The sequence below is a fragment of the Paenibacillus wynnii genome, assembly GCF_000757885.1.
Lineage (GTDB): Bacteria > Bacillota > Bacilli > Paenibacillales > Paenibacillaceae > Paenibacillus_AQ > Paenibacillus_AQ wynnii.
Genome location: NZ_JQCR01000003.1, coordinates 835,892 through 851,510 on the forward strand (window position 1 = coordinate 835,892; position 15,619 = coordinate 851,510).

Annotated in this window: 15 protein-coding genes; 14 read left to right on the plus strand and 1 reads right to left on the minus strand. The window is 42.7% G+C overall.

Features of this window, described 5'->3' with window-relative positions; all coding sequences use genetic code 11:
• Positions 1–100 precede the first annotated feature (100 nt).
• The 11 genes from PWYN_RS19260 (at position 101) to PWYN_RS19310 (ending at position 11,428) form a co-directional block, all read left to right on the plus strand.
• A complete protein-coding gene (locus tag PWYN_RS19260; RefSeq protein ID WP_084146793.1) occupies positions 101–727 on the plus strand; it encodes a general stress protein in 627 nt (208 codons plus the stop codon).
• A 439-nt stretch (positions 728–1,166) separates the two neighbouring features.
• The gene (locus PWYN_RS19265) at positions 1,167–1,526 is read left to right on the plus strand and encodes a replication termination protein (RefSeq protein WP_036655310.1); all 360 of its coding nucleotides are present in this window, start codon (positions 1,167–1,169) and stop codon (positions 1,524–1,526) included.
• A 150-nt stretch (positions 1,527–1,676) separates the two neighbouring features.
• Positions 1,677–2,051, plus strand: a complete 375-nt coding sequence (locus tag PWYN_RS19270; protein ID WP_036655312.1) for a DivIVA domain-containing protein — start codon at positions 1,677–1,679, stop codon at positions 2,049–2,051.
• Positions 2,052–2,158: 107 nt separating this feature from the next.
• A complete protein-coding gene (locus tag PWYN_RS19275; RefSeq protein ID WP_052088167.1) occupies positions 2,159–4,882 on the plus strand; it encodes a CHASE3 domain-containing protein in 2,724 nt (907 codons plus the stop codon).
• Positions 4,883–5,091: 209 nt separating this feature from the next.
• Positions 5,092–5,958 (plus strand): PRD domain-containing protein, encoded by an 867-nt coding sequence (locus tag PWYN_RS19280; protein WP_036655314.1) that lies wholly within the window; start codon positions 5,092–5,094, stop codon positions 5,956–5,958.
• Between the two features lie 21 nt (positions 5,959–5,979).
• Entirely contained in the window at positions 5,980–6,501 is a 522-nt protein-coding gene (locus tag PWYN_RS19285; RefSeq protein WP_036655316.1) for a PTS sugar transporter subunit IIA, read from the plus strand.
• A gap of 35 nt (positions 6,502–6,536) precedes the next feature.
• Complete coding sequence (gene nagE / locus PWYN_RS19290) at positions 6,537–7,994, plus strand: N-acetylglucosamine-specific PTS transporter subunit IIBC (RefSeq protein WP_036655318.1); 1,458 nt, start codon at positions 6,537–6,539, stop codon at positions 7,992–7,994.
• A gap of 151 nt (positions 7,995–8,145) precedes the next feature.
• Positions 8,146–8,673: a cysteine hydrolase family protein gene (locus PWYN_RS19295; RefSeq protein WP_036655320.1), complete on the plus strand. Its 528-nt coding sequence runs from the start codon at positions 8,146–8,148 to the stop codon at positions 8,671–8,673.
• Complete coding sequence (locus PWYN_RS19300) at positions 8,674–9,549, plus strand: VanW family protein (RefSeq protein WP_240479792.1); 876 nt, start codon at positions 8,674–8,676, stop codon at positions 9,547–9,549.
• A 93-nt stretch (positions 9,550–9,642) separates the two neighbouring features.
• Entirely contained in the window at positions 9,643–10,557 is a 915-nt protein-coding gene (locus PWYN_RS19305; protein WP_036655323.1) for a DMT family transporter, read from the plus strand.
• A gap of 28 nt (positions 10,558–10,585) precedes the next feature.
• Entirely contained in the window at positions 10,586–11,428 is an 843-nt protein-coding gene (locus PWYN_RS19310; protein ID WP_036655325.1) for a class I SAM-dependent methyltransferase, read from the plus strand.
• Between the two features lie 100 nt (positions 11,429–11,528).
• Here the strand turns inward: PWYN_RS19310 and PWYN_RS19315 are convergent, their stop codons facing one another.
• Positions 11,529–12,419, minus strand: a complete 891-nt coding sequence (locus PWYN_RS19315) for a LysR family transcriptional regulator (RefSeq protein WP_036655327.1) — start codon at positions 12,417–12,419, stop codon at positions 11,529–11,531.
• 194 nt (positions 12,420–12,613) lie between these two features.
• Between PWYN_RS19315 and PWYN_RS19320 the strand changes: the two genes are divergently transcribed.
• The 3 genes from PWYN_RS19320 (at position 12,614) to pstA (ending at position 15,449) form a co-directional block, all read left to right on the plus strand.
• A complete protein-coding gene (locus tag PWYN_RS19320; RefSeq protein WP_036655329.1) occupies positions 12,614–13,561 on the plus strand; it encodes a phosphate ABC transporter substrate-binding protein PstS family protein in 948 nt (315 codons plus the stop codon).
• A gap of 92 nt (positions 13,562–13,653) precedes the next feature.
• Positions 13,654–14,556: a phosphate ABC transporter permease subunit PstC gene (gene pstC, locus PWYN_RS19325; protein ID WP_036655331.1), complete on the plus strand. Its 903-nt coding sequence runs from the start codon at positions 13,654–13,656 to the stop codon at positions 14,554–14,556.
• Positions 14,553–15,449: a phosphate ABC transporter permease PstA gene (gene pstA, locus PWYN_RS19330; RefSeq protein ID WP_036655334.1), complete on the plus strand. Its 897-nt coding sequence runs from the start codon at positions 14,553–14,555 to the stop codon at positions 15,447–15,449. Before pstC ends, pstA begins: the two co-directional genes overlap by 4 nt.
• Positions 15,450–15,619: the final 170 nt, after the last annotated feature.

Here is a 15,619-nt window from a genome sequence, read left to right on the forward strand (position 1 = left end):
AAGATGAGGCCGAGATATACTTAAAATTCTTCCTAAGTGTTTTGTCTTGCGCTTAAGGGGTAATAATGTAGCGTACCACAATTACGAAGGAGGGCTTCAAGTGAATAAAAAAATCGTAGGAATCTTCGATACAGAACAAGAGGCAACCAGAGCAATTGAAGGGCTACAAAATCAGGGCTTCACTAATCAAGAGATTTCAGTAATTACACGTGATCGGGATGAATTGAGAAATATTTCCGATGAGACCGGAACCATGGCGCCCGAGGGTGTAGCTACTGGTGCGGCGACAGGCGGAGTATTAGGCGGAGTTACCGGCTTGTTGGCAGGTATCGGTGCGCTGGCAATTCCAGGTATAGGACCTATTTTAGCAGCAGGACCTATTGTTGCTACATTAACAGGAGCAGCCATTGGCGCGGGTGCCGGCGGGCTGGTTGGCGGATTAATCGGACTGGGAATTCCGGAAGACGAAGCCAAAGAATATGAAGACTACGTTGACAGCGGCAAAATCCTTGTGCTGGTAGATGATAACGGCCGTGGAACAGATGTATATGATGTATTCCGCAGCAACCGCTCGTTGAATGCTCATAGATATACTACTCCAGTGGATAGAGGAGCAGCGAATCCGGATGTCATAGCCGATGAGACAACCGTCGGAAATGCAATGGGTAACCGGGGTTCCATGAACGCTAATACGGATCAAGATCTATATAACCGTGACAAATTCTAAATAGTAATCCTTATATATGAGTTTTTTCTTTAAAAAAGATAGGATCAACCGTAAAATCATTGTTTTGAGTATTCATCCGTAATTGAAGTATGGGACGGACTCGCTTCTCCTATCCTTCCACAAGAAAGACAATATTTCTGCTACTCGCAGAGATGTTGTCTTTTCTTTTTGCGCCTCGTTAAGCTTTATTGCTGATCGTATTTTCAACCAACTGAGGGAAAGAATACAATCCTTCAACATATGAAAAATTCACAATAGAAAATCCAAATTACATACTTATCTACACTCACAAATATTCATCAGTCTACTCTGCCAAGTAACAAATCAATCAGGAAAAATGGGTGCCACCCTACCAAAATTTCATATTGTGAAACTTGAAAAATAGTGAATTACTAGAGTATGATGAGGATAAAGGTAGAAATATCCAAGGAGGTGCCATATGGCGTTTATGATTGCCCAGCGGGCTTTTATCAAGGTGTATCTTATTACAATGGTGGAAAAGCATCGCGGATACGGTTATCAGATGCTTGAGGATTTACGACGGGATTTTAGAAGTCACGGCTATTCACCTCCACAAAGCGAGATTTATCGAGCACTGCATGAATTAGTTCAACAGGGCATTTTATATCGGACGAAGCAGTTGAAAGGGAATGACCCCAAAGTCGATTTTCAGGAGATTGTCCTCTATCATTTCACCCCAGACGGGGCAGAGAAGGCGAAGCTATATAAGAAACAGGTTAAGACTGACCTAGACCGTTGTCTAGGGATGTTAAATAAGGCGGTATATGACAATTTTTAACTGCACTTCAACAATCCCGGAACGCCCTTCAGCTGGTGTCCCGGGATTCACTTTATCTTTAAATTGTTAGAATGATATTTTCAGGTTCTCTGCGTACTGTTATAATGGATATAACTAACGGGAAGTAGCATACATATGGGGGTATTTAAGATGGATGAACACATGATACGCAGATTAGATAAGCAGAAAAAACTCTTTCACCAGCTAGGTATTGGTCTCGATGCTCTGACGATACATGAGAAGGAGTTTTCATTAAAGCTACGTGGTTATGATCCGGAGGAAGTAGATACATTTCTGGATAGTGTGATCAAAGATTATGAGAGATTTTATGCAACAATTGCTGATCTTATGGATAAATGGCAGGAGCAGCAACTAGAGCTGCGGGATTTGAGATCTGCTAAGAGTGTAGTACCTTCAGTTAAAGGCATTGATCCCAAAATACTGGAAGAATCAATTCTTAAATTGGAGATGAATCTGAAGCAGCTAAAGGAAAAGATTCTAGAAACCGAAGAATTTAAATATTAATGAGTCCCTTTTCTATAGTTCTAAAGCCCACTTGCTAACTTAAATACCAGCATCTAGTATTATTAATGGTATACGTTGAAGATTAGACAGTTATGGAGGGTAGGACTTTGACGGACAACAACAAATGGAGCCTAAAAATTCGCGGGAAAATCGCACTCGGATACTTTGTCATTTTATTCCTGTTAGGTGTTTTTCTCCTCATAGTCTCAGGCAGAATAGTGGATTTGGAACGGGAAACTACTTTTCTAAGCGGCCACGATATGCAGGTTCATGAACTTACCTACCTCATCGAAAAGAATTTACTAGATATGGAGACAGGGATGAGAGGTTATGCTATCACTGGTAATCTGGAATATCTCGCTCCTTATAATGATGGGATCGTTAAATGGCGTATTAATTATGCTAAACTCAACTACTTAATCCGGGATAACCCTGTACAGATTCAGAATTTGAACAATATAAAAGCTACGATCGAAAAATGGATTTCACAAGGCGGACAATACGCTGTTGACCTTAAAAGAACGGGTCAAGAGGAAGAGTTAAGAACTTACTTTAAGGACGGCACAGGGAAAGCCATATTTGATTTGATACGTAACCAGTCTGAGTATTTTCGCAGTAATGAAATGGCCTTGACCATGAATCGGATAGCTAATCTTACGGAAAGTAATCATAAACTCTTCATCACAATGTATGTATTGTGGGGCTTGGTTGCTCTTGCAGCTATCGGAGCCTCCATTTTTATCTCTAAGAGCATTGTCGGTACTTTAAGACTTGTAACTAAAGCCATTAACAATATTGCTGTCGGCGGGAATATGAGTGAACGCATTGAAGTTAGGACTCGAGATGAAATTTATGATCTAGGCAAAGCTACCAATCTACTTTTGGATACAATAGAAAGGGAACAATGGAGCAGTGATCAGATTAATCATATGTCTAGCGCTTTGCAGGAAACGGCAGATATTTCTTCATTGTGCCGCATATTTATGAATAAGCTGGCCTCTATACTTGAAATGCAGTACGGAGCCATATTTATGTTAACTAATGAAGAAGAAATGGAACGGATTTATGCTTATGCTGGAAAAGGGAATGGTGATAAGACTGTTTTATCCACCCCAATAAAGTTAGGTGAAGGTCTAGTAGGACAGTGTGCTCTTGATAAACAAATGATTGTGGTTGACGAGTTACCAACGGACTATATCAGTATTAAGTCAGGGCTGGGACAGACAGCACCTAGATATGCTGTGATCGCTCCCGTAGTTTTTGAGAATCACGTCGTTGCTGTCGTAGAAGCAGCATCGCTAACCAAGTGGACAGCCTACCATTGTGAACTCTTAAATCAGCTGTTAAATATGATGGCGGTTTCAATTAATTCTGTGACTACTCGAATGGAAATTCAGAAGTTGTACGGGGAATCCCAAGTCATGAATGAAGAGCTCCAAGTGCAATCTGAAGAGCTTCAAGTACAGTCTGAAGAGCTCCAAAACCATACCAGTGAACTGATAGTTCTAAACAGTGAGCTGGAATCTCAAAAAATTGTAGCTGTGAATGCGGCGATCGAACTAGAAAAATATAATGAGCAGTTGGAGCAGAGCTCCCGTTACAAATCCGAGTTTCTGGCCAATATGTCCCATGAGCTTCGCACACCTTTGAATAGCATGCTTATTCTCTCACAATTGCTAACTGAGAATAGGAACGAGACGCTGAGTGTTGAGGAACAGGATTATGCTGCGATTATTCATTCTTCGGGTAATGATTTGCTAGGATTAATTAATGATATTCTGGACTTATCAAAGGTCGAAGCCGGTAAGATGCTCGTGGAGATGGATGCTGTGAATGTGACCGAACTTCCGTCTATGATGAGTGGTTATTTTGATAAAACAGCCGAGAAGAAGAATCTGCAATTCTCTGTATCTATAGCCCGGGATGTACCTGATTTGTTCTATACAGACGAAATGCGTCTTCACCAAATTATGCGTAACCTGCTATCTAATGCTTTTAAGTTCACAGAAGAGGGTTGTGTAGAGCTTGCGGTTACGAAATTGAATTCCTTCTCATCGGCAAATTTCATCTCGGAAACGCCGCTCTTAGCTTTCGCTGTGAAAGACAGCGGTATCGGTATATCCGAAGAGAAAAGCGAACTGATCTTTGAAGCCTTTCGGCAGGCAGACGGTTCAACTGTACGTAAGTTTGGCGGTACGGGCTTAGGGCTTTCTATTTCACTGCAGCTGGCCAAATTGCTTGGTGGACATATTAGCATGGAGAGCATTCAGAATGAAGGCAGTACCTTTACTTTGTACCTTCCTTGCCGAGAAAACGAAAGTGAGTTGGAAACATCACCTTCATCGTCACCTTCTAGGACGTACCAGGAAGCTGCGGCAGCTGTTGAAGTTCAGGGTATCCATAAGGAGTCCGATCTCGATACGGTTACAGAAGCTCAATATCAACAACTCAAAGGTAGAACAGTATTGCTTGTTGATGATGATCAACGTAATATTTTTGCGTTGGAAAAAGGCTTGGAACCGTATGATATGAATTTGTTGACCGCTCACAGTGGTTATGAGTGCCTACAAATTCTTCGGGAATATCCAAACATGGAAATGGTACTATTGGATATCATGATGCCGAATCTGGACGGTTACGATACCCTGTGTATTATACGAGAAGAACTCAAGCTTATGGAGCTCCCGATCATAGCGATTTCGGCTAAAACGATGAAGGAAGAACGGGAGAAATGTCTATCTGCCGGTGCAACTGATTTCATGGGCAAACCTGTATTGATCAAAGAGGTGGTCACCCGTATGTGCAGATGGTTTGATATTCGCTCCGAATAATATTAAGTTTAGTAAACTTGACTTTTAAAAAATACCATTGACGAGATTATACTCTATGATTTATGATGATGTCATAAATGATCATTTATATGTTAGTGGCGTGTTACCGTAAAGGGCATGAGCCAAGGAACGATTCATTCAATTGAGTCTGCCTTGGCTCTTTTTTGTGTAAACTTATCTTATGACAATGAGTGGAAGGAGGGGAGAACTTGGGAAGGGAAAATGAGCAGTTTCAGGTACAAAGGGTTATCGGGAACAATGTTGTGATGGTTCAAGGCGGGAAGAACGGAAAAGAATATGTCATTATCGGCAAGGGTATCGGATTTGCAGTAAAAGGCTCTGGAGTTATTGAAGGAAACGATCATCGCATAGAAAAGCTGTTTCGCTTAGAAGATCGTGAAGAGTGGAGTCAGTATCAGATTCTGCTGGAGGATATTGATCCTAAGGTGATGAGAATAACCGATGAAATCATTTCAGATATCGCCAGTGAATTTCCCGGTAAGTTGAATGACAAAATTTATTTGGCCCTCCCAAGCCACATCCAGTTTACCATTTTCCGTCTGCGCAGCGGAATGGACATTGTCAACCCCTTCCTTCAGGAAACCAAAATGACTTTCCCGAAGGAATTTGAGATCGCTTACAAGGCAGCCTCAAAGATCAGTGCAGAATTTCAGGTTCAAATCCCTGAAGACGAGGTCGGTTTTCTCACCTATCACGTATACTCAGCATTAAGCAATGTTCCGATTGGGCAATTGGTGAAAGCCTCTAACATTGTTAGCGAGCTGATTGATATGATCCGTGAGGAACGTAACATCACTTTTGAACAAGGAAGTATGAATCACGTTAGACTGATGATTCATCTGAGGTTTTCGATAGAACGGATTTTGCAGGGATCACTAGTTGACAATCCTTTTGTAAAACATATTAAGAAAGAGTACAAAGAGGAATATAAGCTGGCCCAGAAGCTAGGGAAGGTTATGCATAATACTTTGGGTGCAGAAGTTCCGGAAGAAGAAATTTGCTTCCTTGCCATGCATTTGCGCCGCTTATTCCAGACCTTAGAGAAAAACAAATAGCAGCGGTTAGGAGTGACAACTATGTTTTCCAAATGGAAATCCAAAAAAGCAGAGAAACAGACTGAGCAATATATCATCAAGGTAATAGCTCCAGTGAGTGGGCAATCCGTGCCGCTATCAGAAGTTCCAGACGAAACTTTTGCAGGCGGACATATGGGTAAGGGAATAGCCATAGAACCTATAGAAGGGAAATTGATTGCGCCCTTTGATGGAACAGTTGCACATATCGTCAAAACAAGTCATGCCGTGATTCTGGAGCATCCATCTGGTCTGCAACTGCTCCTGCACATCGGTATCGATACCGTGAGCTTAAAGGGAAGCGCTTTTACAAGCCATGTTGCCACTGGAGACATTGTCAAAGCAGGGCAAACACTGATTGAGTTTGATCTGGAAGCTATTCGTGCAGCGGGCTTGCGTACCATTACACCTGTAATTGTAACCAGCAGTGAGGAATTCACCTTCGAGGTGGAAGAGCATTATGGTCAGGTAACTTCTAGCAAGGACAATATTCTTACCATCGGTTTCAAAGCAACAACCCTATAGAGCTTCACTATTATGAATTGAAGGGATGATTAATTATGTTGGCTTTTCTTCAAAAGCTAGGCAAGTCACTTATGCTTCCGGTAGCAACATTACCAGCAGCAGCCATTCTACAAGGTTTCGCACTGATTAACTACGAGAAAGACTTCCATTTAGGGGCTGCAGGCAGATTCCTAAATAGTTATGTCTCTCCCTTTCTGAATGCGGGTGCAGGTGCAATTTTCGGCAACTTAGCATTAATCTTCGCAATTGGGGTAGCTATCGGATTTGCCGGTGATGCGGTTGCAGCACTTTCAGCATTGATTGCATACCAAATCCTAGATAGTATTCTTAAAGTCATTCCAGCACAGATCCCATTCATCGGTGACGACGTTAAGTTGAACATGGGTGTACTCGGCGGTATCTTTGCCGGTGCATGGGCTGCATACCTGTATAAGAGATTTCATAATATTAAAATGCCGGATTGGCTCGGATTTTTCGCCGGCAAACGTTTTGTACCTATCATTACTGCAGTGACTACAATGGTTTTGGCTGTTGTTGTCGGTATGGTATGGAGCCCTGTTCAAGATGTTATCAGTGACTTTGGAACATGGGTTGTAAGTCTCGGAGCTACTGGAGCCTTTATCTTCGGTACGGCTAACCGTCTCTTGATTCCTTTTGGTCTTCATCATGTTATCAATGCGATTGCTTGGTTCCAGATCGGTGATTTCACAAATGCTGCTGGAGAAGTAGTACACGGAGATCTGTGGCGCTTCTTCGCCGGAGATAAATCTGCGGGTATGTTTATGACAGGATTCTTCCCAATTATGATGTTCGCATTACCGGGTGCTGCACTTGCATTCATTCACACGGCTAGACCCGAGAAAAAGAAAATGGTCGCGTCCATCTTTATCGGTTCTGCAATCGCTTCCTTCTTAACCGGTATTACTGAACCGTTAGAGTTTTCCTTCATGTTCCTAGCACCAGTGCTTTATATAATACATGCTCTATTGACTGGTTTTGCTGGACTTCTTATGTATGTGCTAGATGTTAAACTTGGTTTCGGGTTCTCTGCAGGGTTGATCGATTACCTGCTTAACATGAAGCTATCCACCAATGCATGGATTCTGATCCCTGTGGGTCTTGCATTCTTTGTTCTCTACTATGTACTGTTCCGCTTTATCATCGTGAAATTCAACTTGAAAACTCCGGGTCGAGAAGATGATGAGGACGACGATGTAATTGAAAACACAAATACAGGCGGAGGTAAAATCTCTGACGCTTCCAGAGCGGCTAAAATTCTTGAAAACATCGGTGGTGCAGGAAATATTCGCAATATCGATGCTTGTATCACTCGTCTGCGTCTTATCGTTAATGATGAGAAGGCAGTAAAAGACTCCGCGCTTAAACAACTTGGCGCTTCGGGTGTTATGAGATTGGGTCAAGGCGCCGTACAAATTGTATTTGGCCCTAAATCCGAACAGATCAAGGATGATATCCAAAAATTAATGAAATAAACAGGTTTAAAGTTCTGCCCGTGATTTTGGAATGTCCCGATATGGACCGAAATCACGGGTTTTTTATTTTAATTGTAACTATTTAAGGATGATTAGGGAGATTGTCTTTGATATACTCTTTATAAAATAAGGATGAGGTTGGTGTATATGAATGATTGAGGGGAAATCTGCATTAGTTATTATTGATGTTCAAGAAGCTATGTTTTCGTATCCCGATATGAAGCTACATAATGAGTCTGGTGTAATGGAAAGTATCATTTCTCTGCTTGCCAAAGCACGCCGTGCTGAAGTGCCTGTTGTGTACATCCAACATACATCCGATGAAGAATACACAAAAGGAACACCTACCTGGCAAATTAGCAGTAGAATAGCCCCGCGAGAAGGTGAAGTTATTATTGAAAAGCCTACTTGGGATGCATTTCATCTTACTACTCTGCATGATGTTCTTCAGGAGCTTGGTGTTAATAAACTGGTTATTGCGGGCATGCAAACCGAGTTTTGTTTAGATACGACATGCAGAAGATCCTACAGCTTGGGATACTCAAGTATTCTAGTAGAAGATGCTCATAGTACCTTTGATCAACCCCATATCAGCAGCAAAGAGATCATAGATCATCATAATAAAGTACTGGGAGGCAGATTTGTAACCCTCCAAAAGGAGAGTGAGGTGCAGTTCTAGATGAGCAGAGCATTTAATGCCATGAAGCCCAGAAAACGCTCAAAATGGAGACTCTTCGCCGGAAAACGGTATTTCACATGGAAGAGGTACCTAAGCTGGGTAATGGGTATTGAACCAGGTAAACTGGCAACGATTCGTACTGACGAACCATTAGAACATGAAGTCTTCACGCACTCTACTCCTTTACTGCGCAGCCTCCGCAATGTCGACATGCAGCTCCAATATAATAAAATAACGAATCTGCGTATAGCTGTAGATCAACTGGATGGTCTTATGCTTCGCCCGGGTGAGAGATTTTCTTACTGGAGAAGTATAGGCAAACCTACTAAACGCAAAGGGTATCTGGATGGGATGGTGCTTCACTACGGAGGTTTTCGTCCCGGTGTAGGCGGAGGTCTATGCCAGCTGTCCAATCTAATCTTTTGGATGACATTACATACACCTTTAACGGTAACTGAACGTCATAGACATAGCTACGATGTGTTCCCTGATGAACAGCGTACTCAGCCCTTCGGAAGTGGGGCTACTTGCTCATATAACTATTTGGATCTGCAGCTGATGAATCATACGGACTGCACTTATCAGCTTAAGTTGTGGCTGGATGATTCACACCTCCATGGAGAATGGAGAAGTACTGAAAACCCGCTGTATCATTTTGAAATCTATGAAAGTGACCATCTCATCCATCTTGAGCCTTGGGGTGGCTATATACGCAGCAATAGTATCCGACGCAAAAAGCTCACTCGGTTCGGAGAGCTGGCGGGAGATGAGCTTATCACAGAAAACCATGCCCTCATGATGTACGCACCCCTACTACAGACTGAATCTAAGGTGGAAAGTAGTTTTGAAATGAATCAGAGGTCCGAAAATTTTTAGGTAAAAGTATTTCATGAAAAGGGCTGCATTTTTTCGTCATCTGAGTTACATTATCATAAGTGACTTTAAAGACGTCTGAAAGGAACCCTTTTCATGAACCGTAAACCCTCAACTATTCCTGTTCCCGTACTTATGATGATCGGTATTGTAGCTATTTCATTTTCCTCTATCTTCATTAAATGGTCGGCTGCTCCCGCATCTATACAAGGCATGTACCGATTATTGTTCACATCATTGCTTATGCTTCCTTTTGCCCGACCTTACAGCGGAGCATTATTTGCTTTGCGTAAAAAGGATTGGATTATGCTCATAGCTTCAGGTATTATGTTAGCCTTGCACTTTTTGCTGTGGATGGGCTCTTTGAAATTCACTTCCGTAGCGAGTTCTACTATGATTATGGCTTTGGAACCAGTCTTTATTATGCTGGGTGCTTATTTCCTGTTCAAAGAAAAGACAGCTGTATCTGCCCTCCTGGGTATGGGAATTGCTATTGCAGGTGTGATATTTATCGGCTGGGGAGATATAGGTATTTCTGCGAATAACCTAAAAGGTGATATATTATCTATTGGGGGAACGGCTGCCGTGGCGGTTCATATGCTAATTGGTCAAAAGGTTGTCGTCCGCATGCCTTCTTATCTATACAGCCTAATCGTCTTTATTTCGGCTTCTTTTGTATTTGCTATATACAATTTACTCATGGGCATCCCCTTCTTTGACTATCCGCCTCGTGAGTGGGGGATCTTTATGCTTTTGGCTGTAGTTCCGACCGTATTCGGTCATATTTTATTTAACTGGCTGCTGCAATTTGTCTCGGCTACGACGGTTTCCATGAATATTCTGGGAGAGCCCGTTGGTGCCAGTATTCTTGCTTATTTACTGCTGGGTGAACAATTAACAGGTCTACAGTGGACAGGAAGTTTGCTGGTTATGTGCGGTTTGGCGGCTTATTTATATGCAGGACGCAAAAAAGGGAAAGATATCGCTCCTGTACTAGACAATGCTTCATAAGTGAATTTTAGAAAAAGGGGTTACAACCATGAAAGAACATAATCAAGAGAATGAACCGGACTTCAGGAAAGAAGCGGGCCCCAGCAGTGAAGAGCTCTGGAATGAAGATACATACAGCGCCTGGACCAGCCGCTTCGGGACACCTGCTGAAGCAGCAGCCAAACTGCGCAAAGATCCTGCTAATAAGCTATTTCCGATTTCCACATATTTTGGAGAAGTATCCGGAAAAAAGATCATGAATCTGATGGGTTCAAACGGTATGAAAGCTGTTGCGCTTGGTTTGCTGGGGGCTGAAGTTACGGTTGCGGATTTCTCGGAGGCCAATGCCCGGTATGCTGCGGATTTAGCTGAAGAGGCAGGAATCCCGTTAACATACATCGTATCGGATGTGTTGAACCTACCGGAAGAAACCTTGAATGGTTCATATGATATTGTCTTTGCTGAACAGGGGATTGTTCATTATTTTACCGATCTAAGACTGTTTATGAATACAGCCTATCGCTTACTAGCTCCTGGAGGGATCTTTGTACTGCGGGATTTCCACCCTATAACCACTAAGCTGATTTCATCCAAGGGCTCTACGGCTAAAGTCCGCAAACATAAAGTCACTGGAGATTATTTCGACACAGGCCTAGAAGAAAAGAAAGTGTCCTATTCCAAATATTTACCTACATCCACATCTGGTACCGCGGGTGATGGGGGACAGCAGAGTGTCGTGTATTGGCGGCGCTGGACATTAGGCGAAATCGTTACGGCAGCAGCCGGCAGCGGTCTTATTATTAACAAGCTGGTTGAGGAGCCTAATCTATCCTCCGATGTATATGACAAAGGCATTCCTAAGACGTTTACCTTAGTAGCAGGGAAAAGCTGAACAGAAAAATAGAGAAAAAATAAACCGGTATGTCTAAAAGTCGCTAGAAGTGACTGGAGACTTACCGGTTTTTTTAATTCGTAATCTGATATAGTTTGTTTTATTTAGTTTCAGTCTGAATCATCTGCACGAAAGCCTGCTGAAGCGGAGAGAGGGCATAGTCTTTCCGCCACGCCAGCATAAACCCGCCGAACTCCGTTTGAATTCCCGGCAAATCAGAATATCGTAAACGCCCTAAGGATAACTCCGATTCAATACCCTTTTTCGAAAAAATTCCTACTGCATCACCCTCACTAATTATCGCTTTGAGCGTTTCCGGAGCATTGAGCTCCGTCCGGTTCCATAAGCGTACCTGATTCAGTTGAGCCCATTTGTCCGCGATCGTACGAAGTGAGGAACCTTCAGCATGTTGTACCCAAGGAGCACTTGCCACTTGTTCAACTGTGAGGTCAGGTTTCCCATCAAAAGGGTGACCGGGAGCATAAATGAGCACAGCATCTTCATGATCTAACAGCTGGTAGTTAAAGGATTTGTCGCTAGTATCCACACTATGGAGCAAGCCGAAATGTATTTCCTGAAGTCGTAAACGTTCTCGAAGCAGTGCATCTGGTTGAATTGTTAAAGACAACTTCGATCCAGGATACGATTTCATGAATGGTGAGATTGCTTTTGGCAGAAGATAAGTTCCAGGGATAAATCCAGCTTCCATTTCCAATTCTCCATCGAAAGGCGAAGTGAATTGTTTAATACTTCGTTCGGCCTCCGCAGTAAGGTAGACAATTTTTACAGCATATTGATAAAGGGTTCTTCCGGCTTCCGTTAACAATACCCGGCCGCTTCTATATTGGAATAAAGGGATGCCCAACTCGCTTTCCAGGCTTTTCATATGAAAGGTTACTGTCGGCTGTTTCAATCCCAGTTCTGCAGCGACATCCGTAACTTTCTTATACTTTTCGATAAGAACAAGAATATGCAATTTCGTGTAGTTCATCGTCATACCTCCATAAGATCAACGCAATACTAACTTATTGTCTTCTGAGTATAGATTATATCTATAACATTATACAATTTGTATTAGATTATTTATCTTTCGTTTTACATAACTATGACTTTTATCTGACGAACGAGCTCTAGAATAAGAAGAGTCAGAAGCGACACAATACTTTAAAGGGGAGACAAAAAACAATGCAATTTAGAAAATCATGGATCATGACTTTGGCTTTAACTAGTGTAGTCGCACTTGCGGCATGTGGAAATAATACTACGACAAATAACGGCGGTAACAATGGAGCAGCTACAAATGCACCAACAGAAGCTAGCAGCGGTGCAGATATTAGTGGTTCCATTCTGGCTTCCGGTTCAACAGCTTTGCAACCGTTGGTTGAACAGGTAGCTGAGAAATTCATGGAAACAAACACGGGCGTGGATATTCAAGTACAAGGTGGAGGAAGCGGAACTGGATTAACTCAGGTAGCTGAGAAGCAAGTAGACATTGGTAACTCTGATGTATTCGCAGAAGAGAAATTAAAAGATGCTGATGCAGATAAAGCTGCAGCTCTGGTAGATCATCAAGTAGCTGTTGTAGGGATTTCTACAGTAACTCACCCGGAGACAGGTGTAGATGGTCTGACGAAGCAACAACTGGTTGATATTTTCACAGGTAAAGTAACGAACTGGAAAGAAGTTGGCGGTGCAGATCAAAAGATTCAAATCATCAACCGTCCAGGCAGCTCCGGAACTCGTGCTACTTATGAGAGTTTTGCTCTTGGCATGAAAACTGAAGATCTTCAAGGCTCTATTCAAGAGGACTCATCCGGTACCGTTAAGAAAATGATTGGAGAAACTCCGGGTGCAATTGGTTACTTGGGATTGTCCTATCTTGATGATTCAGTAAAAGCTATCAGCTATGATGGTGTTGAACCTTCAGTAGATAACGTAATTTCCGGTAAATATCCGGTTTGGGCATACGAACACATGTATACCAATGGTGAGCCTAATGAAACAGTGAAAGCTTTCCTTGATTACTTTATGACTGATGAAGTACAAACTGGGGATGTTGTAGAACTCGGCTACATTCCAGCTTCAAAAATGCAGGTCTCACGGGATCTTGAAGGAAACGTAACAACCAAGTAAATACAACTTCTATGCTAAAATTCATCAGAACTTCATGTGATTAGAGGCGGAAACTTCTGCCTCTCTTTTCACTTTAGAAAGAGGGAGCCTTCTTGAGGGGTAAATTAAAACAATCACGTTTCGAAAAACATCATATTGAAGATTTTATCGGGCGTTCTTATATGTCCTTTTGTGTGCTGCTATTGGTAGTCATTATAATATCGATGGTATATTTTGTAGCGTCTAAAGGTGTTTCTACTTTTATTAGCGGGGATGTAACGGTTTCTCAATTTTTATTCGGTACGAAATGGTCTCCAGAAGCTGAAACTCCATCTTTCGGCGCATTTCCATTTATAGCTGGCTCTTTTCTGGTTACATTTCTAGCTGCACTTATTGCCAGTCCACTAAGTATATGCGCTGCACTTTTTATGACTGAAATTGTACCCGGATGGGGCAAAAAGCTGTTGCAGCCGGTTATCGAACTGCTGTCAGGTATTCCTTCTGTGGTGTATGGTTTCATCGGTCTTAGTGTAATTGTACCGTTTCTACGCAATACATTTCCCGGTCAGGGTATCGGGGTTGCTGCAGGCGCGCTTGTATTATCTGTTATGATTTTACCTACCATTACAAGCGTGGCTGCAGACGCGCTTTCTTCTTTACCGCAAAATTTGAAGGAGTCATCCTTTGCGCTTGGGGCCACTAGATGGCAGACGATATCCCGTGTGATTATTCCGACAACTCTGCCGGCTATTATGACAGGTGTCGTCTTGGGGATGGCGCGCGCATTTGGTGAAGCTCTTGCCGTACAAATGGTCATCGGAAATGCACCGTTTATCCCGCGGTCACTATTCGAATCTGCTTCTACCTTAACAAGTGTGATTACACTCGGTATGGGAAATACGACAATGGGTTCAGCACACAATAATGCGCTGTGGAGTATGGCGCTTGTTCTTATGCTGATGACCTTTGTATTCATCTTCCTCGTCCGACTTCTTGAAAGGAGGAATAAGATTTGAAGCCTAGAACGGTTGATAAGATTGCCACAGGTGTTATCGTATTCTTCGCTTTACTTATTGTAGGTATTCTGTTGAGTTTATTGGGATACATCCTAATGCGGGGCTTAAGTCATCTGAGTTTGGACTTTTTATTTTCAGCACCCCAAAAGATCCGTGCAGGCGGAGGCGTGGGTCCACAGCTCTTCAATTCGATCTATCTTCTATTACTAACCTTACTTATCACTGTACCACTCGGCTTAGGTGCTGGGATATATATGGCTGAATATGCACGACCAGGAAGAATAACAGGGTTTATCCGCTTGATCGTGGAGGTATTATCTTCATTCCCGTCCATAGTTGTCGGATTGTTCGGATTGTTGCTCATCGTGAACTATTTTAATCTCGGATTCTCCTTGGTTTCAGGTGCTCTGGCTTTAACGGTATTCAATTTACCATTGATGGTCCGGATTACGGAGCAGGCTTTCCGCACCGTACCGAAGCAACAGAAGGAAGCCGGCTTTGCACTAGGGCTGTCCAAGTGGAAAATCGTAACATCGGTATTATTCCCAGTCGCACTGCCGACCATTATCACTGGTACCATCTTGTCAGCTGGGCGTGTATTCGGAGAAGCAGCGGCATTGATGTTTACCGCAGGAATGAGCAGCCCGCGATTGAATTTTCATAACTGGAATCCACTCAGTCCCACTTCACCACTGAATCCTTTCCGCCCGGCAGAAACACTGGCTGTGCATATTTGGAAGATCAACAGTGAAGGACTTGCACCGGATGCTGCCCAAATTGCTGCCGGAGCCTCAGCTGTGCTCGTAATTACGATATTGGTATTCAATCTGGCTGCCCGATTCTTCGGCAGATATATCTACCGTAAGCTTACGGCCTCGAAAAGAATGAACTGAAGATAGATCATGTATTTCGGAACTATATAAGATGAACTTGAAAAACTGATAAAAGGGTAAAAGTAACGGAGGGGATTTTGGAACTGGAAGAGCGGTAGCGTCCGCCTTTGTCTCCTGATTTCCTCCGCTAATAGCGGTATGAATCAAGAAATCTGGAGACAACAGCGGCT

Bases quoted from the DNA above. Each gene is read 5' to 3' on its own strand.
- nagE (WP_036655318.1), top strand. From the start codon at position 6,537: ATGTTGGCTTTTCTTCAAAAGCTAGGCAAGTCACTTATGCTTCCGGTA.
- PWYN_RS19295 (WP_036655320.1), top strand. From the start codon at position 8,146: ATGATTGAGGGGAAATCTGCATTAGTTATTATTGATGTTCAAGAAGCT.
- PWYN_RS19315 (WP_036655327.1), bottom strand. From the start codon at position 12,419: ATGAACTACACGAAATTGCATATTCTTGTTCTTATCGAAAAGTATAAG.
- PWYN_RS19320 (WP_036655329.1), top strand. From the start codon at position 12,614: ATGCAATTTAGAAAATCATGGATCATGACTTTGGCTTTAACTAGTGTA.
- PWYN_RS19270 (WP_036655312.1), top strand. From the start codon at position 1,677: ATGGATGAACACATGATACGCAGATTAGATAAGCAGAAAAAACTCTTT.
- PWYN_RS19310 (WP_036655325.1), top strand. From the start codon at position 10,586: ATGAAAGAACATAATCAAGAGAATGAACCGGACTTCAGGAAAGAAGCG.
- PWYN_RS19285 (WP_036655316.1), top strand. From the start codon at position 5,980: ATGTTTTCCAAATGGAAATCCAAAAAAGCAGAGAAACAGACTGAGCAA.
- PWYN_RS19305 (WP_036655323.1), top strand. From the start codon at position 9,643: ATGAACCGTAAACCCTCAACTATTCCTGTTCCCGTACTTATGATGATC.
- PWYN_RS19265 (WP_036655310.1), top strand. From the start codon at position 1,167: ATGGCGTTTATGATTGCCCAGCGGGCTTTTATCAAGGTGTATCTTATT.
- PWYN_RS19300 (WP_240479792.1), top strand. From the start codon at position 8,674: ATGAGCAGAGCATTTAATGCCATGAAGCCCAGAAAACGCTCAAAATGG.